Raw genomic sequence first — 26142 nt, 5'->3', positions numbered from 1 at the left:
TCGATCAGTTTGAAGGTTTCGCCGCAGGCTGCCATAAAATCTCGGCAATCCCCTGGCGCTTGGCAATCAACCGTGCCGCCACAAACAACAAATCCGACAACCGATTGATATACGCCAGGCCCACCCCGGCCAACGGTTCGATCGTATTCAACTGCTGACACCGGCGTTCGGCACTACGCGCCAGGCTGCGGCACACGTGGGCCTGGGCAATCAGCGCCGAACCGCCGGGCAGAATGAAATTCTCCAGCGGCCCCAGTTCTTCATTCCACACATCAATGGCCGCTTCCAGCCGTTCGATTTCTGCCGTGTTCAGTGCCTGATACACCGGCATCGCCAGTTCGCCACCGAGGTCGAACAACCGATGCTGGCAGGGCGCCAATACCTCGATCACTTCGTCAAGTCCGGGAAACTCGCCACTTTGCGCCGCCAACCCGGCCAACAGCACGCCCACCTGGCTGTTCAGCGTATCGACCTCGCCAATGGCCTCGATTCGCGGATGGTCCTTGGGCACCCGGCGGCCGTCACCAAGCCCGGTTTCGCCTTTGTCACCGGTGCGGGTGTAAATCTTCGACAAACGAAAGCCCATGGTTACCTCGACAGCTGATTGAGTTCTTGAGAGTTCACCGCAGTGCCCGACAAAGGCAGGCGCAAGGTGAAGCAAGTGCCTTGGCCCGGCGTCGATTGCACTTCCATCTGGCCCTTGTGGTTGTTGGTGATGATGAAATACGAAACCGAGAGCCCAAGGCCGGTGCCCTGACCGATTTCCTTGGTGGTGAAGAACGGCTCGAACGTGCGTTTGCGCACGCTTTCGCTCATGCCGATGCCGTTGTCCTCGACCTGGATTTCCGCCCACGGCGGATTCAGTTTTGTGCGCAGAATGATCCGCCCCGGTTCGCGGTCGTCTGTACGCTGGTGAATGGCTTGCGCAGCGTTTTTCAGCAGGTTGAGCAGCACCTGTTCCAGTTCGTTGGCGGTGCCGGGTACCGGGCCCAGCGCCGGATCGAACTGGCGAATGATCGCCTGGCCCTTGAAGTCGAAGCCAATGGCCAGGTCGAAGTCGTTGCCGGCGATTTCCACCGCTTGATCGATCAGTGCCGGCAGGTCGCATGGTGCCATTTGCCGAGTGCTGCGGCGGCTGAAGCTGAGCATGTGGGTCACGATCTTCGCCGCCCGGGCGCCAGCCTGCTGAATGCCGTCGAGCAGCTGCGGTACTTCACGCGCTTTCAGGTACTTATTGACCGTTTCCAGTTCGATGCCCATTTGCTCGGCCTGTTCGAGGTTCTTCGGCAGGTCGGGGGACAGACGTCGACGAATGTTCTGCACGTTGTGCAGGATCGCGCCCAGCGGGTTGTTGATCTCATGGGCCATACCGGCGGCGAGGCCGCCGACCGAGAGCATTTTTTCCGACTGCACCATCATCTCTTCCAGGGACAGACGCTGGGTGATGTCGTCGATCCGGATGACCACGCCACGTCCGGCACCGCCCATCAAGGGGTAGAACGTCAGGGCGTAATGCCGGGGTTCGTCGTCCTTGGGCCAGGTAACGCGTTCGATCTTGGCCACCGTATGCTGCTCGACGGTTTGCTTGAGCTGCGGCAGGAACGGCTTGAGGGGTTTGAAGGCGAGAAAGATCGGCTGGTTCAGGGCTTCGTCCAGGCGCGTGCCGGACAGTGCGCTGGCCTCCTGATTCCACTGGGTCACGTAAAGCTGCTCGTCGAGGGCGATCAGTGCCGATGGCATGGAGTCGATGATGCTGTTGAGGTAGTTCTGGAAACCGGTGAGTTTTTTCTCGATCTTGCTCCGCACCTGAACTTCCAGTTCCAGCTTGCGGTTGGTGTGACGGGTTTCTTCGGCCAGCCCCTGGGCCTGGTCGTAAGCCGCCTGGGAATCGTCGCGGGCACGCTTGAGCTGCTGCTCCCGGGCCTCGATGCGCGAGAGCATGGTGTTGAACGCTTCGGCGAGGCTGCCGATTTCATCGTGGTTGCCGCGAGAGGCGCGCAGGGCGTAGTTCTCTTCCCGGGTGACTTGCCGGGACAGCTCTTCTAGCTGATGGATGGGGCGGGTAATCAGGCGTTTGATTTGCCGGGCGATCACCAGCCACAACAGCACGCTGAAGATCAGAATCCCCAGGCTGGCGGTCAGGGTCCCGGTGTAGAACGCCATCGGCAATTCGCTGCTGGCCACCAGTAGCAGATGCCCGGGTGCGGTGCCGGGGCGGGGCAGGGTGATCACTTGATTGCTGCGAAACTCCGTGGCTTGCCAGGCTTCGAGGTGTCGGTAGTGTTCTGGCAGGTTCAGCGTGTCGCCGTGTTGCAGCTGCGCCAGACGCGTACCCGTGCCGTCGTAAAGGGCTGCCGCACGCAGTGGTGAATAACTGTTGAGTTCGTTGAGCAGGCGTTCGGCGTTTTGCGGCGACTTCAGCGCGTCGGACACCAGGCTCGGGTTGGACACCAGTCGGCCGATGGTCTGCAGGGCCTGGGGGGCCATGCTTTCCTGGGAGATGTAATACGCGGCACTGATAAAGGTCAGGTTGGCGACCAGCAAAACGGTGGTCAACAGCACCAGCAGGGCGGCCAGCAGTTTCTGGCCGACCGGAAGGTTTTCAAGGCGCTGGCGCAATGGCATCAGGTTCATCGCTGAAAAGGAACAAGTGGCCAGCGTAGCCGCTGCTCAGTCGCTGGGCAATCCAAGGCTGTGCAGATGATCGATCAAGCGCTGCTGCAATTGATTGAGGTGGGGCAGGTTCAACTGATGCCGCGACGCAACTTTGCAGGCATGGCCCAACAGGTAGCTGATTTCGGTGCGGCGCTGATTGGCGACATCCTGGTACATCGAGGAGAAATTGGTCGCGGTCGCCTTGATCACCCGTTCGACTTCCTCCCGGAGGTTTTCGGCTGCCGCCGGCTGGCCGCAGCGCTCCAGCAGTTCGGTGAGTTCGGCGCACAGGGTGGCCACTTCGCACTGATGTTGCTGCAAACCGCCGTTGCGGCATTCGTGCAGGACGGTCAACGGGTTGATCGCACAATTGAGCGCCAGCTTGCGCCACAGCCTGGTGAGAATGTCGGTGCTCCACTCATGGGGAATACCGGCGTCGCTCAAGTCCTCCAGCCAGAACGGTGCCACCGGATGGCCGGCATCTCCCAGCCAGGTGTAACCATGACCGGCAAACACCACGCGCCAGTCGCCATCGCGAAACGCGCCTTCGGTACTGGAAGCGAAGATGCAGCGGGCATGCGGGACTTGCGCGGCGACGGCGTCCTGGCTGCCAAGGCCGTTTTGCAACAGGATCAGTTCGGCGTCCGGTGTCAGGCGGTGGGCGAGCTGGGTCACGGCTGTTACGGCGTCATAGGCTTTACAGGCTACCAGCAGACGGCTGATCGGCCCGTCGCTGTCGGCTGTTTCGCCAGGCACCGGGTACAGCTGCGCTTCGCCGTGCTCGACCAGCGTCAGCCCGCCCGCCGCCTGATAGGCCTGCAGGCGTGCCGCGTCCCGTACGATCAGCCTGACCGGCACTGAAGCCCGTGCCAGACGGGTGGCCCACAACGTGCCGAGGCTGCCGGCGCCCAGAACATGCCAAGGGGTAGACATCAGCTTTTTACTCGGTTTGTCGCTGGCATGTGAGGCTCGCAGTATCGGTTGGAAAAGACCCGTTATAATGAGCCCGATTTTAACCGCAAGCCAAGCGCGCTCCATCGTTATCGAGCGCGCCTTTTTATTGGAGAAATTACATGCCGTCGTTCGACGTGGTATCCGAACTGGACAAACACGAAGTCACCAACGCGGTCGAGAACGCCGTCAAGGAACTCGATCGTCGTTATGACCTGAAAGGCAAGGGCAGCTTCGAGTTCAAGGAAAAAGACCTGACCGTCAACCTGACCGCTGAAGCCGATTTCCAGCTCGAAGCGATGATCGAGATCCTCAAGCTGGCCCTGGTCAAGCGCAAGATCGACGTGCAATGCCTTGAAGTCAAGGATGCCTACGCGTCGGGCAAGCTGATGAAGCAGGAAGCGGTCCTCAAGGAAGGCATCGACAAAGAGCTGGCGAAGAAAATCGTCGCCCACGTCAAAGATGCCAAGCTCAAGGTTCAGGCTGCCATTCAGGGTGAGCAGGTGCGTATCACCGGTAAAAAGCGTGACGATCTGCAGGAAGCCATCGCCGCCCTGCGCGCCAAAACTTTCGACATGCCGCTGCAGTTCAATAACTTCCGCGACTGATCTTTCAAGCGGGAACCTCTCGGCGATTTCGACGTCCGAGGCCCAAGCAACGGCAGAAACGACCGAGCCTTATGGGGTCGGTCTTTCTGCCGCTCATTTTTCGCGTGCCGGGTAGCCGGAAATCAGGAGAAAGAAGATGGATTTGAATGCTGAAGTGGACAACCTGGTCAAGGCGTCTCAAGCCTGGATTCCGATGATCATGGAATACGGCAGCCGCGTGTTGCTGGCGGTGATTACCCTGGCCATTGGCTGGTGGCTGATCAACAAAGTCACGCAAAAACTGGGCGGCCTGTTGGCGTTGCGCAACGCCGACCTGGCGCTGCAAGGCTTCATCAGCAGCCTGGCGAACATCATCCTCAAAGTTCTGCTGATCGTCAGCGTGGCGTCGATGATCGGTGTGGAAACCACCTCCTTCGTCGCGGCTATCGGTGCGGCCGGCCTGGCCATCGGTCTGGCCCTGCAGGGCAGCCTGGCGAATTTCGCCGGCGGCGTGTTGATTCTGTTGTTCCGTCCATTCCGTATCGGTGACTGGATCGAAGCCCAAGGTGTTGCCGGTACTGTCGACAGCATCCAGATCTTCCACACCGTACTGCGCACTGGCGATAACAAAACCATCATCGTGCCTAACGGTAATCTGTCGAACGGCATCATCACCAACACCAACCGTCAGCCGACCCGCAAAGTAGTATTTGATGTGGGTGTGGACTACGAGGCGGACTTGCAGAAGGCCCGTGAAGTGTTGCTGGACCTGGCCAAGGATCCGCGAGTGTTGACTGAGCCGGCACCGGAAGCGGTGATTTCCACACTGGGCGACAGTTCGATCACTGTTTCTCTACGGGTGTGGGTGAAGACTGCCGACTACTGGAATGTGATGTTCATGTTTAACGAACAATCGCGCGATCGCTTGAAGACTGCCGGCATCGATATTCCATTTCCGCAGCGGGTTATTCGCGTGGTGCAGGAATCGGCAACGGTTTAATGATCTGTCTTTCAACTAATGTCTGACCGTTTGGTCAGACATTTCGCAAGCCCCGATCCTTTAAACACAATGCTGTAGCCAATAAAAAAGGCCCATCCGAAGATGGGCCTTTTTTGATTACCGCGAACTAACTTTCTGCAATTACAGAATGTTGAGCGGGTAGTCGGTGATCAGGCGGAACTCAGAGATATCGCCTTCGCCTTCGTCTGCGTTGGCGGTGTGCCATGCTTGACGGATGCGGAACGACAGATCTTTAGCTGGGCCGGACTGAATTACGTATTTAACTTCCACGTTGGTTTCGTGGTGTTTACCGTCTGCACCGTACAGGCCAGCGTAAGGGCTGCCTGCTGGAGTGTTGGTGCCGTCGATGTCCCAACCTTTCACGTAACGGGTCATGAAGCTCAGACCAGGGATGCCGTATTCGGCCATTTTCAGGTCGTAACGGGCCTGTACCGATTTCTCGCCAGGGGCGTTGAAGTCAGAGTACTGGATGGAGTTGGCGAGGAAGATCGAGTCGCCACCGCGGTTGTTTTTACCCACGCCGATATAGTCGAACGGAGTATCGCCATTCACTTTCTGGAAGCCCAGGGTGATGGTGTGCGCCTTCAGGAACGAGAAAGCAGCAGCGAGGGAGTAGGCGGTGTTATTGATTTCGCCTGCTTTAGCGCTACCAGTGTCCCTGGTGTTGTAGATGTTACCGTCGAAGTTGATCGACTGATCGCCACCCAAAGCGAGGGTGTAGTTCGCGTTGGCGTAGTACTGGTTCCAGATGTCTTCGAGCTTGGCACCGTAGAGCGACACGCTCAGGTCTGGGGTAATGCCGTACTTGCCACCGAAGTAGTCGATGGAGTTGGCTTTCACGCCAGCGTAGGTTGCCCACAGGTCGCCATCACGGGCATTTCGGTCCTGACTGGTCGCCGAGTAGAAGTGACCGGCTTCGAGGTCAAGGTCTTTGACTTCGCTGCTCTGCAGTTGGATACCGCTGGCAGTTTGGTGAAGGATGCGGGAGCCGCCTACAGCGAACACCGGAGAAGTGCTTGGCTGCATGTCGCCGATTTTCAGCTCGGTCTTGGAGATGCGGAACTTGGCGGCAGCGCCGGCTTTGCCCTGGTTGTTTTCGACTTCGCCATCATTGCCCACGGGCATGTTGCCGGTACCCGAATACTTGTCGGAACCGTCCAGCTTAATGGCCAGTTGGCCCCAAGCTTCAACGCCAACACCGATCAGACCTTGGGTGTAGCCCGAGCTGTACATGCCCTGGATGCCCTGGGTCCAGTCTTTGTCATCGACGGCGCCGTCTTTCTTGTTACGGTTGTAGTAGTAGTTGCGAACCAGCAAGTCGAGCTTGCTATCTTCAACAAAACCTTTGGCGTCAGCCTGGTCACTTACGAAAGGTGCGGCCGTAGCCAATTGAGTACTGGCTGCTGCTGCAACTGCCAGTGCGATCATGCTCCACTTCATCACGCGCATCGTGATTTGCTCCTTTGGTTTTTAGAAGAGTACTGCCGTCCCACCTGTTTTATTATCTGGGCGGCTCTTTCTTTTTGTGTCGGCGCAAACTTATATCACGCCGACCCTATTGGCGATACTTGCACATCTAACCTTTCAGCTTCTTTACGACCCTGTCGCAAATGGCTGGGTAGATGTCGCAAATTCACAGTCCCGACGCAATCGGACTGACAACTTCAGCGCTGTTTTCCAGGGCTTGAGCATCGGTAAAAAAGAGTCCCTTGTCCTGCACTTGAATCTCCATCGGGCAACCCTGCCACTGTTTTTATTGGTCTTCAGGCTTCCACTTCCAGCGGAGCGCTTATAGACGATACGGGTGTTGATGCAACAAGCGTGCACAAATCGGAATTCTGTTGCTGTTTTTTTCCGAAAGCCTGCCTGTTGCCGTAAAAACCTCATAAAACCGGGGGGTTCAAGCTCATTTTATGTGGGCTTGACGCCATGCTTTGCATCGTGGTTACCACATCGAAGCTGCGGGGGTGACAACCAAAAGCGTTACCGGTTCACCCCGCTAGTGAGTAATTGGCGGATGCTGACGCACTGAGCGTAGACGCGTTGTGCGGTTTTGGTGCAAAAAATTTTATTTCCTGTACTGAATTCACGCATTGTGGCTTTGTCGTGGATTCGAGCGGTGCATTGTTTATTGGTCATTTCGGCACTTTTTCCGTGATGGCCGGTTCCGTCATGGTGCGTCCCGAATCAAAATGGCGCATCTCGGCGCGCCCGCAGGGCGGTGCTGGCGGCAGTTCGTCGTGAAGCGCATGGCATTCGCAGGTATGCTGCCGTCCTGTCGCTTGGTGCGCCGTCTTTCGGTGGGGGCGCTAAGCTGAAAAAGGATGACCAGAGGGGAGTGTGCGCTGTGTTCGCTTTAGATCCACGACTTCAACAAGACACGTTGCCAATCGGCGATTTCCCGCTCTGCCGGTTACTGCTGTCCAATGATTCGAATTACCCCTGGTTCATTCTCGTGCCACGCCGCGAGGATATCAGTGAAATATTTCAGCTGGATGGCACAGATCAACAGCAGCTGTGGCGGGAAACGACTGAGCTGGCGGAAATCCTCAAGGACTCTTTCGACGCGGACAAGTTGAACGTCGCGGCCCTGGGTAACGTCGTCAATCAGTTGCATATGCATGTGATTGTGCGCAAGCGTGAGGACGCCGCCTGGCCAGCTCCGATCTGGGGCAAACAGGAGGCCAAGCCATACAGTCCAGAGCAGATCGCGACGATTCGCGAGCGGCTGCGTCTGGTATTGACCGACGATTTCAAGTTTCTGGAGGGCTGAATCATGAGCCTGGGCGAACGCGTTACCGATCTGGAAAGCCGACTGGCATTTCAGGATGACACCATCCAGGCATTGAATGATGTGCTGGTGGCGCAGCAGCGGATGGTCGAGCGTCTGCAATTGCAAATGTCGGCGTTGCTCAAGCGGCAGGAGGAAATGGCCGGCCAGTTTGCGACGCTTGAAGAAGAAGAGGCGCCACCGCCTCATTACTAAGAAACAGGCAATAAAAAACCGCGAACAGCCAAGCTGTTCGCGGTTTTTTTTAGCCTTGAATCAGCGGCGCGGCAGTGCGGCGATCACATCTTCGGCTTGCAGGCCTTTGTCACGATTCATGACGGAGAACTCCACGCGCTGGCCTTCCACCAGAACGCGGTGGCCTTCACCGCGGATTGCCCGGAAATGCACGAAAATATCATCGCCGGAGTCGCGGGAAATAAAGCCGAAGCCTTTGGAGGTGTTGAACCATTTGACGGTGCCAGTATCGCGGTTGCTCATGTCATAGCTTGGCGCGGCGGCGGCCGGTGAAGATTTGTAGAAGCTGATGGCCAGGTGCAGGAATACGGCGATCAGGGCAGCGACCAGGCTGAACAGAACGGCAGGTTGACCGGCGATGACAGGCATCGGAGCGATCAGCGTCAGGGTTTGCAGTACGACAGCCAGAACCAGCAAAGCGCTGACCAGGTTTTGCAATTGATGACGCGGGCCTTTGTTCCAGTAAGGGATAACAGGCGCGAGGGTGAGGTTGAGCAGGCCGAAAAAGGCCAGGTACAGCGCATCGGGTTGTTGCAGGTAAGGTGCCGCTTCGGATCGCAGGCTAGGGATGAAGGACAGCAGCAGGGCTGCTGCGCCCATTAGCAGGTGGACGATTTTCAACATTTTGATTAACTCACGTTAAGACGGATCACAAGGAAGAGCTGATAGAGCACGGTTCGCTTCAGAACAATAAGAGGCGTTGGGCACGTACCTGATATCAGCCTATGCGCAGCCCCCGGAAAATAGGTGGTAGCGACACACTGCCTATTTAACAGCAAAGCCTGCGGCTACTCAAATCAGGCGGTCCGGCGGCGTTTCCATTGGCATGGTGCGCGGATGACGCTGCCGAGTGTTATTCGTGCGCTGTGTTTCTCGGATCTTTCGCCTTTTCGTTGAGTGATGTTGCGTCAGTTTTCGTAGGAAATCGTCCGGCCTAGGACGAGCTCCATGATCGCGCCTCAGTTGTTGGCTTATCCTACGTTGATGGTCATAAAGTCATCTGGATATACCGTAGCGCCTGCGCTTTTATAAGGAAACGGAATATGGCCTTTACAAGCAGCAAGGATGACAAAGGAGTGTCAACGGTATGGTTCATGAAGACAGACAAGGCGAGGGGAGGATCGGTCCACTCAAGGATATAAGGATTGATTCACTTGTCAGCGAATTCGATATGGGGCTGGTCCAGCCCTTATCCCGGTCAGTGCGTTTGAATGGTTTTGCGACCTGTTTGCGGCTTGAGCAGGTCTATTGGGATATTTTGGGCGACATGGCCAAGGTTAATTGCTGCTCGGTCAGCGCGCTGTTGTCCCATGTGGATCGTGAGGTGCACTTGCGCCATGGCGGGGTGAAAAATTTCACCGGGCTGGTGCGGGTTGTCTGCGTCGTGCACAGCCTGAAGGAGGGCAGTTGCCCCGTCATGGCTTAGCGAGAGCGGCTGAATGAGTCGAGTGTCGGTCTGTGCAGTCTTACGGCTGCACAGGCTGCATTTAATGGATATAATCCCGCTCTTTGCCGCGAAGCCCTGCATGCGCGGTAGCAATCTGATCGCCGAGACAACCCCCATGCCGATGTACGATTACCAATGTGCTTCCTGTGGTCATCAGTTGGAAGCCATTCAAAAGATCAGCGCAGCACCGCTGGTCGACTGCCCTGCCTGCCAGGCGCCAGAGCTTAAAAAGATGCTGTCCATGCCCGGTTTCCGCCTCAGTGGCACCGGCTGGTACGAAACCGACTTCAAGACCGGTTCCAAGAAAAATCTGGCCGGTGGCGACAAAGCTGACTAGGGTCTAGCGCCCGGGCTGAACGACACGCGCGAGCTCTTGCATCATCTGGCACCTTATTCAAGTGCGGTGGTGCGGCAAGACCTCCACCCGAATTTCGAATTACGAGAAGTGAAACCACTACCATGATGCGCAGCCATTATTGCGGCCAACTGAACGAAAGCCTGGAAGGCCAGGAAATTACCCTTTGCGGATGGGTTCACCGTCGCCGTGACCATGGCGGGGTGATTTTCCTCGATATCCGTGATCGTGACGGTCTGGCCCAGGTGGTGTTCGATCCGGACCGTGCCGAGAGCTTCGCCGCCGCCGATCGCGTGCGCAGCGAGTACGTCGTGAAGATCACCGGCAAGGTTCGCCTGCGTCCGGCCGGTGCAACCAACGCCAACATGGCGTCGGGCATGATCGAGGTCCTGGGCTACGAGCTGGAAGTGCTGAACGAATCGGAAACCCCGCCGTTCCCGCTGAACGAGTTCTCTGACGTTGGCGAAGAAACCCGCCTGCGTTATCGCTTCCTTGATCTGCGTCGCCCTGAAATGGCCGAGAAGCTGCGTCTGCGTTCGCGCATGACCACCAGCATCCGCCGCTACCTGGACGAGAACGGTTTCCTCGACGTCGAGACGCCGATCCTGACCCGTGCGACGCCGGAAGGCGCGCGTGACTATCTGGTGCCGAGCCGTACTCACGCCGGTTCGTTCTTCGCCTTGCCGCAATCGCCGCAGCTGTTCAAGCAGCTGCTGATGGTGGCCGGCTTCGACCGTTACTACCAGATCGCCAAGTGCTTCCGCGACGAAGACCTGCGGGCTGATCGCCAGCCGGAATTCACTCAGATCGACATCGAGACCAGCTTCCTCGATGAAAAAGACATCATGGGCCTGACCGAAGGCATGATCCGCAACCTGTTCAAGGAAGTGCTGGGTCTGGAATTTGGCGAATTCCCGCACATGACCTTCGAAGAGGCCATGCGCCGCTACGGTTCCGACAAGCCAGACCTGCGTAACCCGCTGGAATTGGTGGATGTTGCCGATCAGCTCAAGGAAGTCGATTTCAAGGTGTTCAGTGGCCCGGCCAATGACCCGAAATGCCGTATCGCCGCCTTGCGCGTTCCAGGCGGTGCGAGCATGCCGCGCAAGCAGATCGACGATTACACCAAGTTCGTCGGCATCTACGGTGCCAAGGGCCTGGCGTACATCAAGGTCAACGAGCGTGCTGCCGGTGTTGAAGGTCTGCAGTCGCCGATCGTGAAAAACATCCCGGAAGCCAACCTGAACGTGATCCTCAATCGCGTGGGTGCGGTCGATGGCGACATCGTGTTCTTCGGCGCCGACAAAGCCAAGATCGTCAGCGAAGCCCTGGGCGCGCTGCGGATCAAGCTGGGTCATGACCTCGAGCTGCTGACCTGCAAGTGGGCGCCAATGTGGGTCGTCGACTTCCCGATGTTCGAAGAGAACGACGACGGCAGCTTCAGCGCCTTGCACCACCCGTTCACCGCGCCGAAGTGCACTCCTGAAGAGCTGGAAGCCAACCCGGCTGGCGCTTTGTCCCGTGCCTACGACATGGTTCTGAACGGCACCGAGCTGGGTGGCGGTTCGATCCGTATCCACCGTAAGGAAATGCAACAGTCGGTGTTCCGTCTGTTGGGTATCAACGAAGCGGAACAGGAAGAGAAATTCGGCTTCCTGCTCGACGCCCTGAAATATGGCGCGCCGCCGCACGGTGGTCTGGCTTTCGGTCTGGACCGTCTGGTGATGCTGATGACCGGCGCCCAGTCGATCCGTGAAGTGATCGCTTTCCCGAAAACCCAGAGTGCTGCGGACGTGATGACGCAGGCTCCGGGCGTGGTAGATGCCAAGGCGTTGCGTGAGCTGCACATTCGTCTGCGCGAAACGCCAAAGGCAGAGTAAGGCTGACCGCAAAGGCGCATCCTGTGGGATGCGCCTTTTCTTTAGGTCGAGATTTTTTTGTTGCTGGCCGACACTCCCTGTGTGGCGGGCGATGTTTCAAAGAGAAATTCGGAGCGAGTTATGGCGGGTCATTCCAAGTGGGCGAACATCAAGCACCGCAAAGAACGTCAGGATGCCAAGAAGGGCAAGATTTTCACCAAGTGGATTCGTGAACTGACGGTCGCTGCCCGTCAGGGCGGCGCTGATCCGGGCTCCAACCCGCGTCTGCGTCTGGCGCTGGATAAAGCGCTGGGCGCAAACATGAGCCGTGACATTATCGACCGCGCGGTGGCCCGTGGTGCCGGCGCTGCCGACACCGATGACATGGTCGAGCTGACCTACGAAGGCTATGGCCCGGGCGGCGTGGCGGTGATGGTCGAATGCATGACCGACAACCGCAACCGCACCGCGGCCGCAGTTCGCCATGCGTTCAGCAAGTGCGGCGGCAACCTCGGTACCGACGGTTCGGTGGCTTATCTGTTCGAACGCAAAGGGCAGATTTCCTTCGCGCCAGGGGTTGATGAAGACGCGCTGATGGAAGCAGCCATGGAAGCCGACGCCGATGACGTGGTGACCAACGAAGACGGCTCCATCGACGTGTTCACCTCGTTCGCCGGCTTCTATTCCGTGCGTAACGCCTTGGAGGCCGCAGGCTTCAAGGGCAGCGATGCAGAAATCGTCATGTTGCCGACCACCAGTGCCGAACTGGATCTGGAAGGCGCCGAGAAGGTTCTCAAGCTGATCGACATGCTCGAAGACCTGGATGACGTGCAGAACGTGTACTCCAACGCGGACATTCCAGAGGCGGTGGCCGCGCAGCTCGGTTGATGCCTTTATAAAGATCGCAGCCTTCATCAGCCCTGCAGGCGCTGGCGAAGCCTGCGATCTTTTGATTTACAGTTATTTATTTTAAAGATCGTCCGAACGCGGCCCGAGCCTTCGGCAGCTCCTACGGTTACTCTCAGATATTCGCACTAGCTTCGCAGGCGTTATGACTTTAATTCTTGGTATCGACCCCGGCTCGCGTATCACCGGTTACGGCATTGTTCGCGATACTGGCCGTGGTTGTGTTTACGTGGCATCGGGCTGTATCCGCACCGGTGCTGGCGAGTTGCATGAGCGTCTGCAGATCGTCTATCGCGGCGTGCGTGAAATCATTCAGACTTATGGCCCGGTCACCATGGGCATCGAGAAGGTGTTCATGGCGCGCAATGCCGACTCCGCGCTGAAACTGGGGCAGGCCCGTGGCGCGGCGATTGTCGCCGGCGCCGAAGAGAGCCTGGAAATTGCCGAGTACACCGCAACCCAGGTCAAGCAGGCCGTGGTCGGCACCGGCGCCGCCAATAAAGAACAAGTGCAAATGATGGTTATGCACATGCTGAAGCTGACCAGCAAGCCGCAAATCGATGCCTCGGATGCCCTGGCCATCGCGATTTGCCACGCTCACACCCGTTCCAGCCTGTTGCCCCATGGTCTGGGCGCGGCACGCAGTCGTGGCGGGCGCCTGCGTCTCTGATAGCATCAGCAATCATTTTTTGTGGGATGAGGGTTTTGCGCCTGTGTTGTCGGCGCAAAACCCTTGTTCTGTCAGTCGCCAGCACTGATCTGGCCAACGCTCAAGGATCTGAAACGTGATTGGACGCTTGCGCGGCACTTTGGCTGAGAAACAGCCGCCGCACCTGATTCTGGATGTAAACGGTCTGGGGTATGAGCTGGAAGTGCCCATGACCACGCTTTATCGCTTGCCGTCGGTCGGTGAACCGCTGACCTTGCACACCCATTTGGTCGTACGTGAAGACGCGCAGTTACTCTATGGCTTCTTCGGCAAGCGTGAGCGAGACTTTTTTCGCGAACTGATCCGTCTCAATGGGGTAGGGCCGAAACTGGCGCTGGCCCTGATGTCGAGCCTGGAAGTCGACGAGTTGATCCGTTGCGTGCAGTCCCAGGACACCTCGGCGCTGACCAAGGTGCCGGGGGTGGGCAAGAAGACTGCCGAGCGTTTGCTGGTGGAGCTCAAGGATCGCTTCAAGGCCTGGGAAACCGTACCGAGCATGTTTGCGTTGGTGCCGAACCAGCCGGATGCGCCAGCGCAACAAGTCGCTGCCGCCGAAAATGACGCGGTCAGCGCGCTGATTTCCCTGGGCTACAAGCCGCAGGAAGCCAGCAAGGCGATTTCCGCGATCAAGGAGAAAGGTTTGAGCAGTGAAGACTTGATTCGTCGTGCCCTGAAGGGAATGATCTAAGTGATTGAAGCTGATCGTCTGATCGCCGCTACGGGTGGCCCCCGTGAGCGCGAAGAAGTCCAGGACCGGGCGATTCGTCCCGTCAGCCTGGCCGAATACATTGGCCAGCCGACTGTTCGCGAGCAAATGGAGTTGTTCATCCAGGCCGCGCGCGGGCGCAATGAATCACTGGATCACACCCTGATTTTCGGCCCGCCGGGCCTGGGTAAAACCACCCTGGCCAACATCATTGCCCAGGAAATGGGCGTGTCGATCAAAAGCACCTCGGGGCCGGTCCTCGAGCGTCCTGGTGATCTGGCTGCATTGCTGACCAACCTTGAGCCCCATGACGTGCTGTTCATCGACGAGATCCATCGGTTGTCGCCGATCGTCGAAGAAGTGCTGTACCCGGCCATGGAAGATTTCCAGCTCGACATCATGATCGGCGAAGGGCCGGCCGCGCGCTCGATCAAGCTCGATCTGCCACCGTTTACCCTGGTTGGCGCAACGACCCGTGCCGGTATGCTGACCAACCCGTTGCGCGACCGTTTCGGGATCGTCCAGCGCCTGGAGTTCTACAGCACCGCCGATCTGGCAACGATTGTCAGCCGTTCGGCGAACATTCTCGGTTTGCCGCTGGACCCGGAAGGCGCCTTTGAAATCGCCCGGCGTGCCCGCGGTACACCGCGAATCGCCAACCGCTTGCTGCGCCGGGTCCGGGATTTTGCCGAGGTTCGTGCCAAGGGCCACATCACTAAACCGATCGCCGACCTGGCCTTGAACCTGCTGGATGTCGATGAGCGTGGCTTCGACCATCAGGACCGACGCCTGCTGTTGACCATGATCGAGAAGTTCGACGGTGGGCCGGTGGGGGTGGACAGTCTGGCCGCTGCGATCAGCGAAGAACGCCACACCATTGAAGACGTGCTGGAGCCGTACCTGATCCAGCAGGGCTATATCATGCGCACGCCGCGGGGGCGGGTAGTGACCCGGCATGCGTATTTGCACTTCGGCTTAAACATTCCGTCACGATTGGGCGAGATGCCCGTGGTAGACGAGTTCCTCGATGCCGTGGACGATTAATCACCTTTGCGTGCTGATTTATTCGGGGTTTGTGCTGTCCCAGGACGGTACTTTCGCCAGAAAGCCGCGAATCAATGAAAAACAGTTGCCTGGCCGGATTGGCAACCTGAGGAGTAAGCACTAGAGTATGCGCGCGCAAAACGGGCTTGAGCCGTTCGCACATCGTTGTCGCGTTTATTACGAGGACACCGATGCCGGCGGCATCGTGTATTACGTCAATTACCTCAAGTTTATGGAACGGGCTCGAACCGAGCGGCTCCGAGAGCTGGGCTTTGCCCAGTCGGCGCTGGCAGGGGAGGACCTGTTGTTCGTCGTGCATTCCAGCGAAGCGCGTTACCACGCGCCGGCGCGACTGGACGACGAACTCCTGGTAAGCGCCGAAGTAATTGAATTGAACCGGGTCAGCCTGCGCTTCAAACAGCAGGTCAGGCGGGCTACGGATAACGTGCTGCTCTGCGAAGGGCAGTTTCTGGTGGCCTGTGTGCGCACTAACAGTTTGAAACCCCGGGCCATTCCCGAAACTCTACGTGCGGCCTTTGCCGACGTGAGCGGCGCGGGTACACACTCAAAGCAGGAGATAAAGCGTGGAAGCTAACGTCGTCGACCATTCCTCCATGTGGAGCCTGGTCAGCAATGCCAGTGTCGTGGTGCAACTGGTAATGCTGATCCTGGTAGCCGCATCGGTGACCTCGTGGATCATGATCTTTCAGCGCAGCAACTTGCTGCGCGCCGGTCGACGTGCCCTGGAGAGCTTTGAAGAGCGCTTCTGGTCCGGTATCGACCTGTCCAAACTCTACCGTCAGGCTGGCAGCAACCCTGATCCGGATTCCGGTGTCGAGCAGATCTTCCGTGCCGGCTTCAAGGAATTCTCCCGTCTGCGCCAGCAGTCGGGCGTTGATCCGGAAGCGGTCATGGAAGGCGTGGCGCGTGCCATGCGCGTAGCCATCTCCCGCGAGGAAGAGAAGCTCGAGCAGAGCCTGCCGTTCCTCGCCACCGTCGGTTCCGTCAGCCCGTACATCGGTCTGTTCGGTACAGTCTGGGGCATCATGAACTCCTTCCGTGGTCTGGCGACTGCCCAGCAAGCGACCCTGGCCACTGTGGCTCCAGGTATCGCCGAAGCACTGGTTGCTACTGCGATCGGTCTGTTTGCCGCCATTCCGGCCGTTATCGCCTACAACCGTTTTGCTGCCCGCAGCGAAACCCTGCTGGGCCGCTATTACACCTTCGCCGATGAATTCCAGGCGATCCTGCACCGCAAAGTGCACACCAGCGAAGAATAAGCAGGTAATTTCCAATGGCTTTAATCGCTCGAGCTCGCAAAAAGCGCAAGCCGGTTGCCGAGATGAACGTGGTGCCTTACATCGACGTGATGCTGGTACTGCTGGTCATCTTCATGGTGACCGCGCCGATGCTCAATCAGGGCGTGAAAGTTGATCTGCCCAAGGTTTCCAGCGAAGCCTTGCCGCAGGACAACAACACTCAGGTCCTGACCATTTCGATCAAGGCTGACAAGACCTACTACTGGAACCTTGGCAGCGAAGTCGACACCGATAAGCAGCAGGACAAGGCCATGACCTTGCCGCAAATGACCAGCGCCGTGAAAAAGATCATCGACGCCGGCAACGGTAACGGTAAGCGCACGCAGGTGTTCATTCGTGGCGACAAAACCGTCGATTATGGCTCCGTCATGGGCGCCATGGGCGGGTTGCAGAAGGCCGGGGTCGGTAATGTTGGCTTGATTACCGAGGCGCCCTGATGCAGCAACTGCGAGAGCCGTCCGCCTCGGAAAGCTACTTCTGGCCTAGTGTCTGGGCGATTGTCTTGCACGTGCTGGTGTTCGGCATGCTGTTCGTCAGTTTCGCCTTCACACCGGAGCTGCCGCCGGCCAAGCCGATTGTCCAGGCAACCCTGTACCAGCTGAAATCGAAAAGTCGGGCGACCACCCAGACCAATCAGAAGATCGCGGGTGAGGCGCAGAAATCTGCTGCGCGTCAGACCGAAGTCGAGCAGATGGAACAGAAGAAGGTCGAGCAGGAAGCGGTGAAGGCTGCGGAACAAAAGAAAGAAGAAGCGGCTCAAAAGGCCGAGGAAGCCAAGAAGGCCGACGAGTCGAAGAAAGCGGAAGAGGCGAAAAAAGCTGATGAAGCCAAGAAAGCCGACGAAGCGAAGAAGACCGCCGAAGCCAAAAAGGCCGAAGAGAAACAATTGGCTGATATAGCCAAGAAGAAAGCCGAAGAAGAAGCCAAAAAAGCTGCTGAAGAAGAGGCCAAGAAAGCGGCCGCTGAAGAAGCGAAGAAAAAGATCGTCGAAGACGCGAAGAAGAAAGCCGCGGAAGACGCCAAGAAGAAAGCTGAAGCGGAAGAGGCGAAGAAGAAAATCGCCGAAGACGCGAAGAAGAAAGCGACTGCCGATGCCGCGAAGAAGAAAGCGCAGGATGCGGCTCGCAAATCGGTAGAGGACAAGAAGGCTCAGGCTCTGGCTGACTTGCTGTCCGATAAGACCGAACGTCAGCAGGCTTTGGCGGATGAGCAAGGCGATGAAACCGCGGGCAACTTTGATGATCTGATTCGTTCGCGAGCATCTGAAGGTTGGGCGCAGCCACCGTCGGCCCGCAAGGGCATGAAGGTGATTCTGCAAATCAACATGCTCCCTGACGGAACGATCTCCGGTGTTTCGGTTGCTCATTCCAGCGGTGACGCGCCGTTCGACAGTTCTGCAGTCGCGGCTGTAAAAAATATTGGTCGATTGACCGAAATGCAGGGTCTGAAGCCAGCTGATTTCGCACCCTATCGTTCATTCAAGATGACATTCACACCTGAGGATCTAGCCTTGTGAGAAACCTTCTTCGAGGACTGCTTGTAGTCATGTTCTGCTTTGCAGGACTGGCCACGGCAGATGAAAAAAATATCCTGGTCAGCAGTGGCAGCTCCCAGGCAACTCCAATTGCCGTTGTGCCTTTCGGCTTCCAGGGCGGTAGCGTGCTGCCGGACGACATGGCTGAGATTATCGGTAACGACCTGCGCAATTCGGGTTACTACGCGCCGATTCCAAAGCAGAACATGATCAGCCAGCCAAGCCAGGCCAGCGAAATCATCTACCGTGACTTCAAGGCGGTGGGTGCCCAGTACGTCATGGTCGGCAGCATTGTTCCGGCGGGCGGTCGCCTGCAGGTGCAGTACGCACTGTTCAACGTCGCCACCGAGCAGCAAGTGCTGACCGGCAGCGTGTCGGGCGGCGTCGATCAACTGCGCGACATGGCGCACTACATCTCCGACCAGTCGTTCGAAAAACTCACTGGTATCAAAGGTGCGTTCTCGACGCGTCTGCTGTACGTGACGGCCGAGCGTTTCTCTGAGAAGAACACTCGCTACACACTGCAACGTTCGGACTACGACGGTGCCCGTGCCGTGACGCTGCTGCAATCGCGCGAGCCAATCCTGTCGCCGCGTTTCGCACCGGATGGCAAGCGCATTGCCTACGTGTCGTTCGAGCAGAAGCGTCCACGCATTTTCATGCAGAACATCGACACCGGTCGCCGTGAGCAGATCACCAACTTCGAAGGCCTGAATGGCGCGCCAGCCTGGTCGCCGGATGGCAATCGCCTGGCATTCGTGTTGTCGAAAGACGGTAACCCGGACATCTACGTGATGAACCTGGGGTCGCGTCAGATCACCCGTGTCACCAATGGTCCTGGCATCAATACCGAACCGTTCTGGGGTAAGGATGGTTCGACCATCTACTTCACCTCTGACCGTGGCGGCAAGCCTCAGATCTATAAAACCAGCGCAGGCGGTGGTGGTGCGGAGCGTGTGACCTTCATCGGTAACTACAACGCCAACCCTAAACTGTCGGCCGATGAAAAGACCCTGGTGATGATTCACCGCCAGGACGGTTTCACCAACTTCAAGGTGGCGGCCCAGGATTTGCAGCGCGGTAGTGTAAAGATCCTCACTGATAGCACTCTGGACGAGTCTCCTACTGTTGCGCCCAACGGCACCATGGTAATCTACGCCACCCGCCAGCAGGGCCGGGGAGTCTTGATGCTCGTGTCCATTAATGGACGCGTGAGGCTCCCGCTTCCTACCGCACAAGGCGAAGTCAGAGAACCGTCCTGGTCCCCTTACCTGAACTGACGCGGCGCTATACGTTTTACTTAACACACTGGGGTTCATTAGGAGTTTCACGATGGAAATGCTGAAGTTTGGTAAATTTGCTGCGCTGGCTCTGGCCATGGCTGTAGCTGTAGGTTGCTCGTCCAAAGGCGGCGACAACGCCGGTGAAGGCGCTGTAGATCCAAACGCTGGTTACGGCGCTAACACTGGTGCAGTTGACGGCTCCCTGAGCGAAGAAGCTGCTCTGCGCGCAATCACCACCTTCTACTTCGAATACGACAGCTCGGACCTGAAGCCAGAAGCCATGCGCGCTCTGGACGTTCACGCCAAAGACCTGAAAGCAAACGGCGCTCGCGTTGTTCTGGAAGGCAACACCGACGAACGTGGTACTCGTGAGTACAACATGGCACTGGGCGAGCGTCGTGCGAAAGCCGTTCAGCGCTACCTGGTACTGCAAGGTGTTTCCCCAGCTCAGCTGGAACTGGTTTCCTACGGCGAAGAGCGTCCAGTTGCTACCGGCAACGACGAGCAGTCCTGGGCTCAAAACCGTCGCGTCGAACTGCGTAAGTAATTCGTCATGCGAACGTGCCGTCGTGCTGTAACTATTTTGGCTCTCAGTCTCGCACCGCTTGCGGTGTGGGCTGCGGTTCCTGTGGTCGAGGACAACTCCGGCTATAACAATAGCGGGAGCAGTTATCCGCCTGCAGGTTACGGTACGAACGGCGCCTATGCCGGGGGAGGGGTTTCGGCCCCTGTCTCGGCACAGGGCGAGCTGTTCAACCAACTGCAATCGATGCAGGAGCAGATCTCGCGCCAACAAGGCATCATTGAAGTTCTGCAAAATGATGTAGCGCGCATGAAGCAAGAGAACCTGGAGCGATATCAGGATCTTGATCGGCGCATAGGAACCGGCGTTGCACCAGCCGCGACTCCTGATAATTCTTCCGCCGGTGGCAATTTGAATGCCCCCGGTGCAGCAGCCGGCGCAGGTGCGGGAGCGGCTGCCGCTCAAGCCACGGCCGCGGGTGGCGAACCGGCTGACCCGGCGAAGGAAAAACTGTATTACGATGCAGCCTTCGACCTGATCAAAGCCAAGGATTTCGACAAGGCCAGCCAGGCTTTCGCCGCATTCCTGCGCAAATACCCGAACAGCCAATACGCGGGCAATGCCCAGTACTGGTTGGGGGAAGTGAACCTGGCCAAAGGCGATCTGCAAGGTGCGGGTCAGGCATTTGCCAAGGTTTCGCAGTTGTACCCCAAGCACCCCAAAGTGCCTGATTCGCTGTACAAGCTCGCTGATGTAGAGCGTCGTCTCGGTCATACCGACCGGGTCAAAGGCATTCTGCAACAGGTCGTGTCCCAATATCCGGGCACTTCCGCCGCTCAGCTGGCGCAACGGGACTTGCAGCGCATGTAAGCCTGTTTAGCCCGTTTTGAAGAAACCCGCGCTTGTCGCGGGTTTTTTCGTTAGAATTCATGCCCTTTTTATGAAACACGCTTTTTGGGATCTGCGCGTTGGCGGGGTTCCTTGAAGTGCCTGACGGAGGCGGACAGCCTGTTTAGCTGTTACGCCCGTGGCGACTATGCAAGACACATTGAGAATCACCGAAGTTTTCTACTCGTTGCAGGGTGAAACGCGGACTGCCGGGCTGCCCACTGTTTTTGTGCGCCTGACCGGTTGCCCATTGCGTTGCCAATACTGCGACAGCGCCTACGCGTTCACTGGCGGCACCCTCCGCACGCTCGACGACATCCTCGAGCAAGTGGCCGGTTTTCGCCCACGTTACGTCTGTGTCACGGGCGGTGAGCCCTTGGCGCAACCCAATGCCATTCCCTTGCTCAAGCAGTTGTGTGACGCCGGTTACGAAGTGTCGCTGGAAACCAGTGGCGCGCTGGACATCTCGGCGGTCGATCCACGGGTCAGTCGCGTCGTCGACCTGAAAACCCCGGGTTCGAAAGAAGCCCACCGCAACCGCTACGAGAACATCGAACTGCTCACGCCCAACGATCAGGTGAAGTTTGTCATCTGCTCGCGGGAAGACTATGACTGGGCCGTGTCCAAGCTGATTCAATACGGTTTGAACGAGCGTGCCGGCGAAGTCCTGTTCTCGCCGAGCCACCATGACCTGAATGCACGTGATCTGGCGGACTGGGTGGTGGCGGACAATCTGCCTGTGCGTCTGCAATTGCAGCTGCATAAATATCTTTGGAATGACGAGCCGGGGCGCTGAAATGACTGAACAACTGAACACTGCTGAAAAACGTGCGGTCATCCTGCTGTCCGGCGGCCTGGACTCGGCGACGGTCGTGGCCATGGCCCGTGCCGAAGGCTATAGCTGCTACACCATGAGCTTCGATTACGGTCAGCGCCACCGTGCCGAACTGCAGGCCGCCGAGCGTGTTGCCCGCGACTTGGGTGTGATCGAGCACAAGGTGATCGGCCTGAACCTGAACGGTATCGGCGGCTCGGCCCTGACCGACAGTTCCATCGACGTACCGGAGGCGCCGAGCGAAGGCATTCCGGTGACCTATGTGCCGGCGCGCAACACGGTGTTTCTGTCCCTGGCGTTGGGTTGGGCCGAAGTGCTGGGTGCGCGTGACATCTTTATCGGTGTAAACGCGGTGGATTATTCCGGTTACCCGGATTGCCGTCCCGAGTTCATCGAAGCCTTCGAGCTCATGGCTAATCTGGCGACCAAGGCCGGTGTAGAAGGGAATGGCTTCCGTATCCAGGCGCCCCTGCAGAACCTGAGCAAGGCGCAGATCGTTCAGGCGGGCGTGAAGCTTGGCGTCGATTACGGGCTGACCGTTTCCTGCTATCAGGCGGACGATAACGGCCGTGCTTGCGGTAAATGCGACAGCTGCCGTCTGCGTGCAGAAGGCTTTGCGGCGGCCGGAATCAGCGACCCGACACCTTATTTTTGATTTATTTCAAATTAGGTGTTGAATAGTCCTTAAAAATCAGTATTATACGCGCCACCACACAGCGGGTCGTTAGCTCAGTTGGTAGAGCAGTTGGCTTTTAACCAATTGGTCGTAGGTTCGAATCCCACACGACCCACCATTTTAAAAAATCTGGAAGGCCCACGTAAGTGAGGATTTCCGGGTTTTTTTTTGCCCGCGATTTGAGGTTGTCCCGGTCCGGGATCGCACCGAGTGACGCAGGTCAGAATCATCTTTTGCATCCGCCGGATATTCTGTAGCCTTGCGCAGCTTCAACGCTGTCCGTGCCTGATGAATACTCACTCTCCCGGCGGTACCCCGAAGGGTCCGGAGCCGGGTGTATACTCGACTTTCGCGCGAAAGCGCCTGCAGGTCTTGCGAACATGACGCAGATTTCCGAACGCCTTCTGGTTCAAGCCCACCTCGACGCCAAGCAGCCCAAGCCGCTGACAGCCGAGGAAGAGGCTTATTACCGCACAGCCATCGCAGCCGAGCTCAAAGCTCAGGACGCGGTGCTGGTTGCACACTTCTATTGTGATCCAGTCATTCAGGCCCTGGCCGAAGAAACCGGTGGCTGCGTCTCCGACTCTCTGGAGATGGCCCGCTTCGGCAATGCTCACCCGGCCAAGACCGTAGTGGTCGCCGGTGTGAAATTCATGGGCGAAACCGCCAAGATCCTCAACCCTGAAAAACGTGTGCTGATGCCAACCCTGGAAGCGACCTGCTCGCTGGACCTGGGTTGCCCGGTGGACGAGTTCTCGGCGTTCTGCGATCAGCACCCGGAACGCACGGTGGTGGTATATGCAAACACCTCGGCAGCAGTCAAAGCCCGGGCGGATTGGGTGGTGACTTCAAGTTGCGCGCTGGAAATCGTCGAAAGCCTGATGGATAACGGCGAAACCATCATCTGGGGCCCGGACAAGCACCTGGGGACTTACATCCAGCGCCAGACCGGCGCCGACATGCTGCTGTGGGATGGTGCCTGCATCGTTCACGAAGAGTTCAAGGCCAAGCAGCTCGAAGACATGAAAGCGCTGTACCCGGACGCGGCCATTCTGGTGCACCCGGAGTCGCCGACCGCCGTGATCGAATTGGCCGATGCGGTGGGTTCCACCAGTCAGCTGATCGCTGCTGCGCAAAGCCTGCCGAACAAGACCCTGATCGTTGCCACCGACCGCGGCATCTTCTACAAGATGCAGCAGCTGTGCCCGGACAAGGTCTTTATCGAAGCGCCAACGGCCGGTAACGGCGCGGCTTGCCGCAGTTGCGCGCATTGCCCGTGGATGGCGATGAACACCCTTGAACGCACGCTGAAGAGCTTGAAGGAGGGGACCAACGAGATCTTCGTCGATCCGGCGTTGATTCCGCAGGCGATTCGGCCGTTGAAGCGCATGCTCGATTTCACGCAGGCGGCGCGGATGAAGCTGGCGGGTAACGCCTGATTCGTTGGCAGTGAGCCAAAAAAAACGCCCCGGGTTGATCGGGGCGTTTTTGCATCTGGAGGATTATTTGGTCTTCTTCGGAATCCGCACCAACTGGGTGTTGGAATAGATGTCGTGCCAGCTGCGCTTCTGCTTGTCGAACAGCGACCAGAAGAACCCCAGCCCGAGGCATAACCAGGACGCGATCGACACCACAAAGCGCAGCAGCGCCTGCCACAGGCTGATGGATGAGCCGTCGACGTTTTGTACGCGGATGCACCACACCTGCATGCCCAGGGTCTGGCCCGACCAGGTCCAGAACTTGGCGAAGAAGCCGAACAGCACAAACAGCAGAACCGTCGACAGCAGTGGGTCACCGTCCAGGGCGCCGGCCTCGGTCAGGGTGCGCATCCGGTCTTCGCCGATGATCGCCATCTGGATCATCTTGTAGATGCCGCTGGTGACGATCAGCAGCGCGGTGCACAGCAGGAAGTCGTAGAACATCGCTGCCAGGCGACGACCCAGGCCTGCGGCGGGAAAGTCGCCTTGGGGGTTGAGCAGGTGTTTCGACATGGCTGCCTCTGAACGGAAAAAAGAAGCCATTTTACGGATTTGCGCGCACAAAAAAGCCCCTGATGTCAGCATCAGGGGCTTTTTCGTAACAGAAGATTAGCCTTCTGCTTGTACTTCGTCAGCCTGCATGCCTTTCTGGCCTTGCACAGCAACGAACGTCACTTTCTGGCCTTCTTTCAGGCTCTTGAAGCCGTTGCCCTGAATAGCGCGGAAATGCACGAACAGATCCGGACCGCTTTCTGGAGTGATAAAACCAAAACCTTTCTCGTCGTTAAACCACTTGACGGTACCGCTCTGACGTTGGGACATTTCTTATTTCCTTTGACGCAAAAATGAATGACAGTCTCCTTCTCGTGAAAGAGTACTGGGGCTGGTTGCAGGAGAGTAAGAAGACGTCGAACGGGATGTAGCTAACTTGTAGGCTACTGCCCAGGTCACGATTTCCAAGCGACCCATGCAAACACAGTGAACAAACTCTACGCCAACTACGGGAGAAAAAACAAGCCCCGCGAAGGCCCGGATTTCCTCAGGTTGATGGCAATTAGAGTGGTCACTAGTGCGGGCTTATTCGATCGAGTTGTTCATTGCTTTTCGATTGTTATAAGTAGCGTTCATAAACGAAACGTATGCACTATTTTATGGCGGTTGCGTTACAGATTAGTGCACTGTTAACGCAACCGCGTTACTTATAGAAACAGTCAATCAGCCACGATAGTAGCGTTGTGGAACAAATGGCATTTTGCTTACAAGCAAAGGCACCTTTTTCCCACGCACAATGGCCCAAACTGGCGTTTCCAAAACGGTATAAGCGCTGTCGAGGTAACCCATGGCCAAAGGACCGCCCAAGGTCGGACCGAAGCCGCCGCTGCAAACGCTGCCGATGATTTCGCCAGCTTCGTTGACGATCTCTGCACCTTCACGCACCGGTGTACGTTCCTGCGGCAGCAGGCCAACGCGCTTGCGGCTGACACCGGTTTGCTGTTGGGCGAACACGGTTTCGGCGCCAGGGAAGCCGCCGGCCCGCGCACCATCGGCACGTCGAGGCTTGGAGATGGCCCACAGCAGGCTTGCTTCGATCGGCGTGGTTTCGGTGTTCATGTCGTGGCCGTACAGGCACAGACCGGCTTCCAGGCGCAGGGAATCGCGGGCGCCGAGGCCGATGGCCTCGACTTCCGGTTCGGCCAGCAGGGCGCGAGCCAGCGCTTCGGCGTTGGCCGCCGGCACGGAGATTTCGTAACCGTCTTCGCCGGTGTAGCCCGAACGGCTGACAAAGCAGTCCACGCCCAACAGTTTCACGCGGGTGAACTGCATGAAGGTCATCTTCGCAACTTCCGGTGCCAGGCGTGCGAGCACGGTGACGGCAGCCGGGCCTTGCAGAGCGAGCAGGGCACGCTCTTCGAACAGCGGTTCAATGGTGCACTGGTCGCCGATGTGCTTGCGCAGGTGCGCCAGGTCCTGGTCCTTGCAGGCGGCGTTGACCACCAGAAACAGTTCGTCGTTACCGAGGTTGGCGACCATCAGGTCGTCGAGGATGCCACCGGCCTCGTTGGTGAACATCGCGTAGCGCTGCATGCCCACCGGCAGGTCGATGATGTCCACCGGCACCAGGGTTTCCAGGGCTTTGGCGGCGTTGGCGCCGGTCAGGCGGATCTGGCCCATGTGCGAGACATCGAACAGCCCGGCCTGATCACGGGTGTGCTGGTGTTCTTTCATCACGCCCAACGGGTATTGCACCGGCATGTCATAACCGGCGAACGGCACCATGCGGGCGCCGAGTTCGAGGTGCAGTGCGTGCAACGGGGTCTTCAACAGTTGTTCGGTGGACATA

The 26142-nt window shown here is 57.9% G+C and carries 30 protein-coding genes and 1 tRNA gene; 23 read left to right on the top strand and 8 right to left on the bottom strand.

The window, feature by feature from the left end:
• Positions 1-4: 4 nt before the first annotated feature.
• From ACEN8R_RS18090 to ACEN8R_RS18080, 3 genes are read right to left on the bottom strand one after another with little or no spacing between them, the layout of a single operon-like run.
• Positions 5-586, bottom strand: a complete 582-nt coding sequence (locus tag ACEN8R_RS18090) for a cob(I)yrinic acid a,c-diamide adenosyltransferase (protein ID WP_495624240.1) — start codon at positions 584-586, stop codon at positions 5-7.
• A gap of 2 nt (positions 587-588) precedes the next feature.
• Positions 589-2625 carry a sensor histidine kinase gene (locus ACEN8R_RS18085; protein ID WP_028939417.1) on the bottom strand — a complete coding sequence of 679 codons (2037 nt, stop codon included), beginning with the start codon at positions 2623-2625 and terminating at the stop codon, positions 589-591.
• A gap of 45 nt (positions 2626-2670) precedes the next feature.
• The gene (locus tag ACEN8R_RS18080) at positions 2671-3588 is read right to left on the bottom strand and encodes a putative 2-dehydropantoate 2-reductase (protein WP_495624239.1); all 918 of its coding nucleotides are present in this window, start codon (positions 3586-3588) and stop codon (positions 2671-2673) included.
• Between the two features lie 140 nt (positions 3589-3728).
• On the opposite strand from ACEN8R_RS18080, the gene ACEN8R_RS18075 reads away from it, so the two are divergent.
• A complete protein-coding gene (locus ACEN8R_RS18075) occupies positions 3729-4214 on the top strand; it encodes a YajQ family cyclic di-GMP-binding protein (RefSeq protein WP_018926510.1) in 486 nt (161 codons plus the stop codon).
• Positions 4215-4350: 136 nt separating this feature from the next.
• A complete protein-coding gene (locus tag ACEN8R_RS18070) occupies positions 4351-5193 on the top strand; it encodes a mechanosensitive ion channel family protein (protein WP_305409986.1) in 843 nt (280 codons plus the stop codon).
• 141 nt (positions 5194-5334) lie between these two features.
• Here ACEN8R_RS18070 and ACEN8R_RS18065 read toward each other — a convergent pair whose 3' ends face one another.
• Positions 5335-6663: an OprD family porin gene (locus ACEN8R_RS18065; RefSeq protein ID WP_018926508.1), complete on the bottom strand. Its 1329-nt coding sequence runs from the start codon at positions 6661-6663 to the stop codon at positions 5335-5337.
• 561 nt (positions 6664-7224) lie between these two features.
• Here ACEN8R_RS18065 and ACEN8R_RS18060 point away from each other — a divergent pair.
• The 3 genes from ACEN8R_RS18060 to ACEN8R_RS18050 all read left to right on the top strand — a co-directional run bounded on the left by ACEN8R_RS18060 (position 7225) and on the right by ACEN8R_RS18050 (position 8200).
• Positions 7225-7458, top strand: a complete 234-nt coding sequence (locus tag ACEN8R_RS18060) for a hypothetical protein (RefSeq protein ID WP_495624238.1) — start codon at positions 7225-7227, stop codon at positions 7456-7458.
• 103 nt (positions 7459-7561) lie between these two features.
• Positions 7562-7987 (top strand): HIT family protein, encoded by a 426-nt coding sequence (locus tag ACEN8R_RS18055; protein ID WP_495625018.1) that lies wholly within the window; start codon positions 7562-7564, stop codon positions 7985-7987.
• A gap of 3 nt (positions 7988-7990) precedes the next feature.
• Positions 7991-8200, top strand: a complete 210-nt coding sequence (locus ACEN8R_RS18050) for a SlyX family protein (protein WP_018926506.1) — start codon at positions 7991-7993, stop codon at positions 8198-8200.
• A 60-nt stretch (positions 8201-8260) separates the two neighbouring features.
• On the opposite strand, the gene ACEN8R_RS18045 is transcribed toward ACEN8R_RS18050, so the two are convergent.
• On the bottom strand, positions 8261-8863 hold the full coding sequence (locus ACEN8R_RS18045) for a cold-shock protein (protein WP_018926505.1): 603 nt from the start codon (positions 8861-8863) through the stop codon (positions 8261-8263).
• A 463-nt stretch (positions 8864-9326) separates the two neighbouring features.
• Here ACEN8R_RS18045 and ACEN8R_RS18040 point away from each other — a divergent pair, with 463 nt between their 5' ends.
• The 18 genes from ACEN8R_RS18040 to nadA all read left to right on the top strand — a co-directional run bounded on the left by ACEN8R_RS18040 (position 9327) and on the right by nadA (position 23762).
• A complete protein-coding gene (locus ACEN8R_RS18040; protein WP_019581482.1) occupies positions 9327-9665 on the top strand; it encodes a ribbon-helix-helix domain-containing protein in 339 nt (112 codons plus the stop codon).
• A 136-nt stretch (positions 9666-9801) separates the two neighbouring features.
• Complete coding sequence (locus tag ACEN8R_RS18035; RefSeq protein ID WP_010457489.1) at positions 9802-10023, top strand: FmdB family zinc ribbon protein; 222 nt, start codon at positions 9802-9804, stop codon at positions 10021-10023.
• 122 nt (positions 10024-10145) lie between these two features.
• The gene (aspS, locus tag ACEN8R_RS18030; RefSeq protein ID WP_495624237.1) at positions 10146-11921 is read left to right on the top strand and encodes an aspartate--tRNA ligase; all 1776 of its coding nucleotides are present in this window, start codon (positions 10146-10148) and stop codon (positions 11919-11921) included.
• 120 nt (positions 11922-12041) lie between these two features.
• A complete protein-coding gene (locus tag ACEN8R_RS18025) occupies positions 12042-12788 on the top strand; it encodes a YebC/PmpR family DNA-binding transcriptional regulator (RefSeq protein WP_018926501.1) in 747 nt (248 codons plus the stop codon).
• Positions 12789-12951: 163 nt separating this feature from the next.
• Positions 12952-13476 (top strand): crossover junction endodeoxyribonuclease RuvC, encoded by a 525-nt coding sequence (ruvC, locus tag ACEN8R_RS18020; protein ID WP_018926500.1) that lies wholly within the window; start codon positions 12952-12954, stop codon positions 13474-13476.
• A gap of 115 nt (positions 13477-13591) precedes the next feature.
• Positions 13592-14203, top strand: a complete 612-nt coding sequence (gene ruvA / locus ACEN8R_RS18015) for a Holliday junction branch migration protein RuvA (protein WP_495624236.1) — start codon at positions 13592-13594, stop codon at positions 14201-14203.
• Complete coding sequence (ruvB, locus tag ACEN8R_RS18010; RefSeq protein WP_018926499.1) at positions 14204-15265, top strand: Holliday junction branch migration DNA helicase RuvB; 1062 nt, start codon at positions 14204-14206, stop codon at positions 15263-15265.
• 127 nt (positions 15266-15392) lie between these two features.
• The gene (gene ybgC / locus ACEN8R_RS18005) at positions 15393-15860 is read left to right on the top strand and encodes a tol-pal system-associated acyl-CoA thioesterase (RefSeq protein ID WP_063341317.1); all 468 of its coding nucleotides are present in this window, start codon (positions 15393-15395) and stop codon (positions 15858-15860) included.
• Positions 15850-16545, top strand: coding sequence for a protein TolQ (tolQ, locus tag ACEN8R_RS18000; protein ID WP_018926498.1), 696 nt, complete (start codon positions 15850-15852; stop codon positions 16543-16545). Before ybgC ends, tolQ begins: the two co-directional genes overlap by 11 nt.
• Positions 16546-16568: 23 nt before the next feature.
• Positions 16569-17021, top strand: coding sequence for a protein TolR (tolR, locus tag ACEN8R_RS17995; protein WP_490133467.1), 453 nt, complete (start codon positions 16569-16571; stop codon positions 17019-17021).
• On the top strand, positions 17021-18100 hold the full coding sequence (gene tolA, locus ACEN8R_RS17990; protein ID WP_018926496.1) for a cell envelope integrity protein TolA: 1080 nt from the start codon (positions 17021-17023) through the stop codon (positions 18098-18100). The genes tolR and tolA overlap by 1 nt, the downstream gene beginning before the upstream one ends.
• A 29-nt stretch (positions 18101-18129) precedes the next feature.
• Positions 18130-19398: a Tol-Pal system beta propeller repeat protein TolB gene (gene tolB, locus ACEN8R_RS17985; RefSeq protein ID WP_018926495.1), complete on the top strand. Its 1269-nt coding sequence runs from the start codon at positions 18130-18132 to the stop codon at positions 19396-19398.
• A 52-nt stretch (positions 19399-19450) separates the two neighbouring features.
• Positions 19451-19948 (top strand): peptidoglycan-associated lipoprotein Pal, encoded by a 498-nt coding sequence (gene pal / locus ACEN8R_RS17980; protein WP_003178634.1) that lies wholly within the window; start codon positions 19451-19453, stop codon positions 19946-19948.
• A 6-nt stretch (positions 19949-19954) separates the two neighbouring features.
• Positions 19955-20794, top strand: coding sequence for a tol-pal system protein YbgF (ybgF, locus tag ACEN8R_RS17975; protein ID WP_495624235.1), 840 nt, complete (start codon positions 19955-19957; stop codon positions 20792-20794).
• Between the two features lie 166 nt (positions 20795-20960).
• On the top strand, positions 20961-21608 hold the full coding sequence (queE, locus tag ACEN8R_RS17970) for a 7-carboxy-7-deazaguanine synthase QueE (RefSeq protein WP_018926493.1): 648 nt from the start codon (positions 20961-20963) through the stop codon (positions 21606-21608).
• A 1-nt stretch (position 21609) separates the two neighbouring features.
• Positions 21610-22302 carry a 7-cyano-7-deazaguanine synthase QueC gene (gene queC, locus ACEN8R_RS17965; protein ID WP_018926492.1) on the top strand — a complete coding sequence of 231 codons (693 nt, stop codon included), beginning with the start codon at positions 21610-21612 and terminating at the stop codon, positions 22300-22302.
• 63 nt (positions 22303-22365) lie between these two features.
• A tRNA-Lys gene (locus ACEN8R_RS17960) sits at positions 22366-22441 on the top strand.
• 262 nt (positions 22442-22703) lie between these two features.
• A complete protein-coding gene (gene nadA, locus ACEN8R_RS17955) occupies positions 22704-23762 on the top strand; it encodes a quinolinate synthase NadA (protein WP_018926491.1) in 1059 nt (352 codons plus the stop codon).
• Positions 23763-23825: 63 nt separating this feature from the next.
• Here the strand turns inward: nadA and ACEN8R_RS17950 are convergent, their stop codons facing one another.
• The 3 genes from ACEN8R_RS17950 to gcvT all read right to left on the bottom strand — a co-directional run bounded on the left by ACEN8R_RS17950 (position 23826) and on the right by gcvT (position 26141).
• Positions 23826-24314 carry an RDD family protein gene (locus ACEN8R_RS17950; protein ID WP_111454755.1) on the bottom strand — a complete coding sequence of 163 codons (489 nt, stop codon included), beginning with the start codon at positions 24312-24314 and terminating at the stop codon, positions 23826-23828.
• Between the two features lie 96 nt (positions 24315-24410).
• Positions 24411-24623, bottom strand: a complete 213-nt coding sequence (locus ACEN8R_RS17945) for a cold-shock protein (RefSeq protein WP_007934683.1) — start codon at positions 24621-24623, stop codon at positions 24411-24413.
• 393 nt (positions 24624-25016) lie between these two features.
• Entirely contained in the window at positions 25017-26141 is a 1125-nt protein-coding gene (gene gcvT, locus ACEN8R_RS17940; RefSeq protein WP_018926489.1) for a glycine cleavage system aminomethyltransferase GcvT, read from the bottom strand.
• Position 26142: the final 1 nt, after the last annotated feature.

It is taken from the genome of Pseudomonas sp. Pseusp15, from assembly GCF_059492165.1.
Note: the sequence above shows the minus strand (reverse complement) of the source record. Positions and strands in the feature narration are given on the sequence as shown.

What these genes read in the sequence shown, in the direction of transcription:
- ACEN8R_RS18090 (WP_495624240.1), bottom strand. Translation starts at nt 586, where the DNA reads ATGGGCTTTCGTTTGTCGAAGATTTACACCCGCACCGGTGACAAAGGC.
- ACEN8R_RS18085 (WP_028939417.1), bottom strand. Translation starts at nt 2,625, where the DNA reads ATGCCATTGCGCCAGCGCCTTGAAAACCTTCCGGTCGGCCAGAAACTG.
- ACEN8R_RS18080 (WP_495624239.1), bottom strand. Translation starts at nt 3,588, where the DNA reads ATGTCTACCCCTTGGCATGTTCTGGGCGCCGGCAGCCTCGGCACGTTG.
- ACEN8R_RS18075 (WP_018926510.1), top strand. Translation starts at nt 3,729, where the DNA reads ATGCCGTCGTTCGACGTGGTATCCGAACTGGACAAACACGAAGTCACC.
- ACEN8R_RS18070 (WP_305409986.1), top strand. Translation starts at nt 4,351, where the DNA reads ATGGATTTGAATGCTGAAGTGGACAACCTGGTCAAGGCGTCTCAAGCC.
- ACEN8R_RS18065 (WP_018926508.1), bottom strand. Translation starts at nt 6,663, where the DNA reads ATGCGCGTGATGAAGTGGAGCATGATCGCACTGGCAGTTGCAGCAGCA.
- ACEN8R_RS18050 (WP_018926506.1), top strand. Translation starts at nt 7,991, where the DNA reads ATGAGCCTGGGCGAACGCGTTACCGATCTGGAAAGCCGACTGGCATTT.
- ACEN8R_RS18045 (WP_018926505.1), bottom strand. Translation starts at nt 8,863, where the DNA reads ATGTTGAAAATCGTCCACCTGCTAATGGGCGCAGCAGCCCTGCTGCTG.
- ACEN8R_RS18040 (WP_019581482.1), top strand. Translation starts at nt 9,327, where the DNA reads ATGGTTCATGAAGACAGACAAGGCGAGGGGAGGATCGGTCCACTCAAG.
- ACEN8R_RS18035 (WP_010457489.1), top strand. Translation starts at nt 9,802, where the DNA reads ATGCCGATGTACGATTACCAATGTGCTTCCTGTGGTCATCAGTTGGAA.
- aspS (WP_495624237.1), top strand. Translation starts at nt 10,146, where the DNA reads ATGATGCGCAGCCATTATTGCGGCCAACTGAACGAAAGCCTGGAAGGC.
- ACEN8R_RS18025 (WP_018926501.1), top strand. Translation starts at nt 12,042, where the DNA reads ATGGCGGGTCATTCCAAGTGGGCGAACATCAAGCACCGCAAAGAACGT.
- ruvC (WP_018926500.1), top strand. Translation starts at nt 12,952, where the DNA reads ATGACTTTAATTCTTGGTATCGACCCCGGCTCGCGTATCACCGGTTAC.
- ybgC (WP_063341317.1), top strand. Translation starts at nt 15,393, where the DNA reads ATGCGCGCGCAAAACGGGCTTGAGCCGTTCGCACATCGTTGTCGCGTT.
- tolA (WP_018926496.1), top strand. Translation starts at nt 17,021, where the DNA reads ATGCAGCAACTGCGAGAGCCGTCCGCCTCGGAAAGCTACTTCTGGCCT.
- tolB (WP_018926495.1), top strand. Translation starts at nt 18,130, where the DNA reads ATGTTCTGCTTTGCAGGACTGGCCACGGCAGATGAAAAAAATATCCTG.
- pal (WP_003178634.1), top strand. Translation starts at nt 19,451, where the DNA reads ATGGAAATGCTGAAGTTTGGTAAATTTGCTGCGCTGGCTCTGGCCATG.
- ybgF (WP_495624235.1), top strand. Translation starts at nt 19,955, where the DNA reads ATGCGAACGTGCCGTCGTGCTGTAACTATTTTGGCTCTCAGTCTCGCA.
- queE (WP_018926493.1), top strand. Translation starts at nt 20,961, where the DNA reads ATGCAAGACACATTGAGAATCACCGAAGTTTTCTACTCGTTGCAGGGT.
- queC (WP_018926492.1), top strand. Translation starts at nt 21,610, where the DNA reads ATGACTGAACAACTGAACACTGCTGAAAAACGTGCGGTCATCCTGCTG.
- nadA (WP_018926491.1), top strand. Translation starts at nt 22,704, where the DNA reads ATGACGCAGATTTCCGAACGCCTTCTGGTTCAAGCCCACCTCGACGCC.
- ACEN8R_RS17950 (WP_111454755.1), bottom strand. Translation starts at nt 24,314, where the DNA reads ATGTCGAAACACCTGCTCAACCCCCAAGGCGACTTTCCCGCCGCAGGC.
- ACEN8R_RS17945 (WP_007934683.1), bottom strand. Translation starts at nt 24,623, where the DNA reads ATGTCCCAACGTCAGAGCGGTACCGTCAAGTGGTTTAACGACGAGAAA.
- gcvT (WP_018926489.1), bottom strand. Translation starts at nt 26,141, where the DNA reads ATGTCCACCGAACAACTGTTGAAGACCCCGTTGCACGCACTGCACCTC.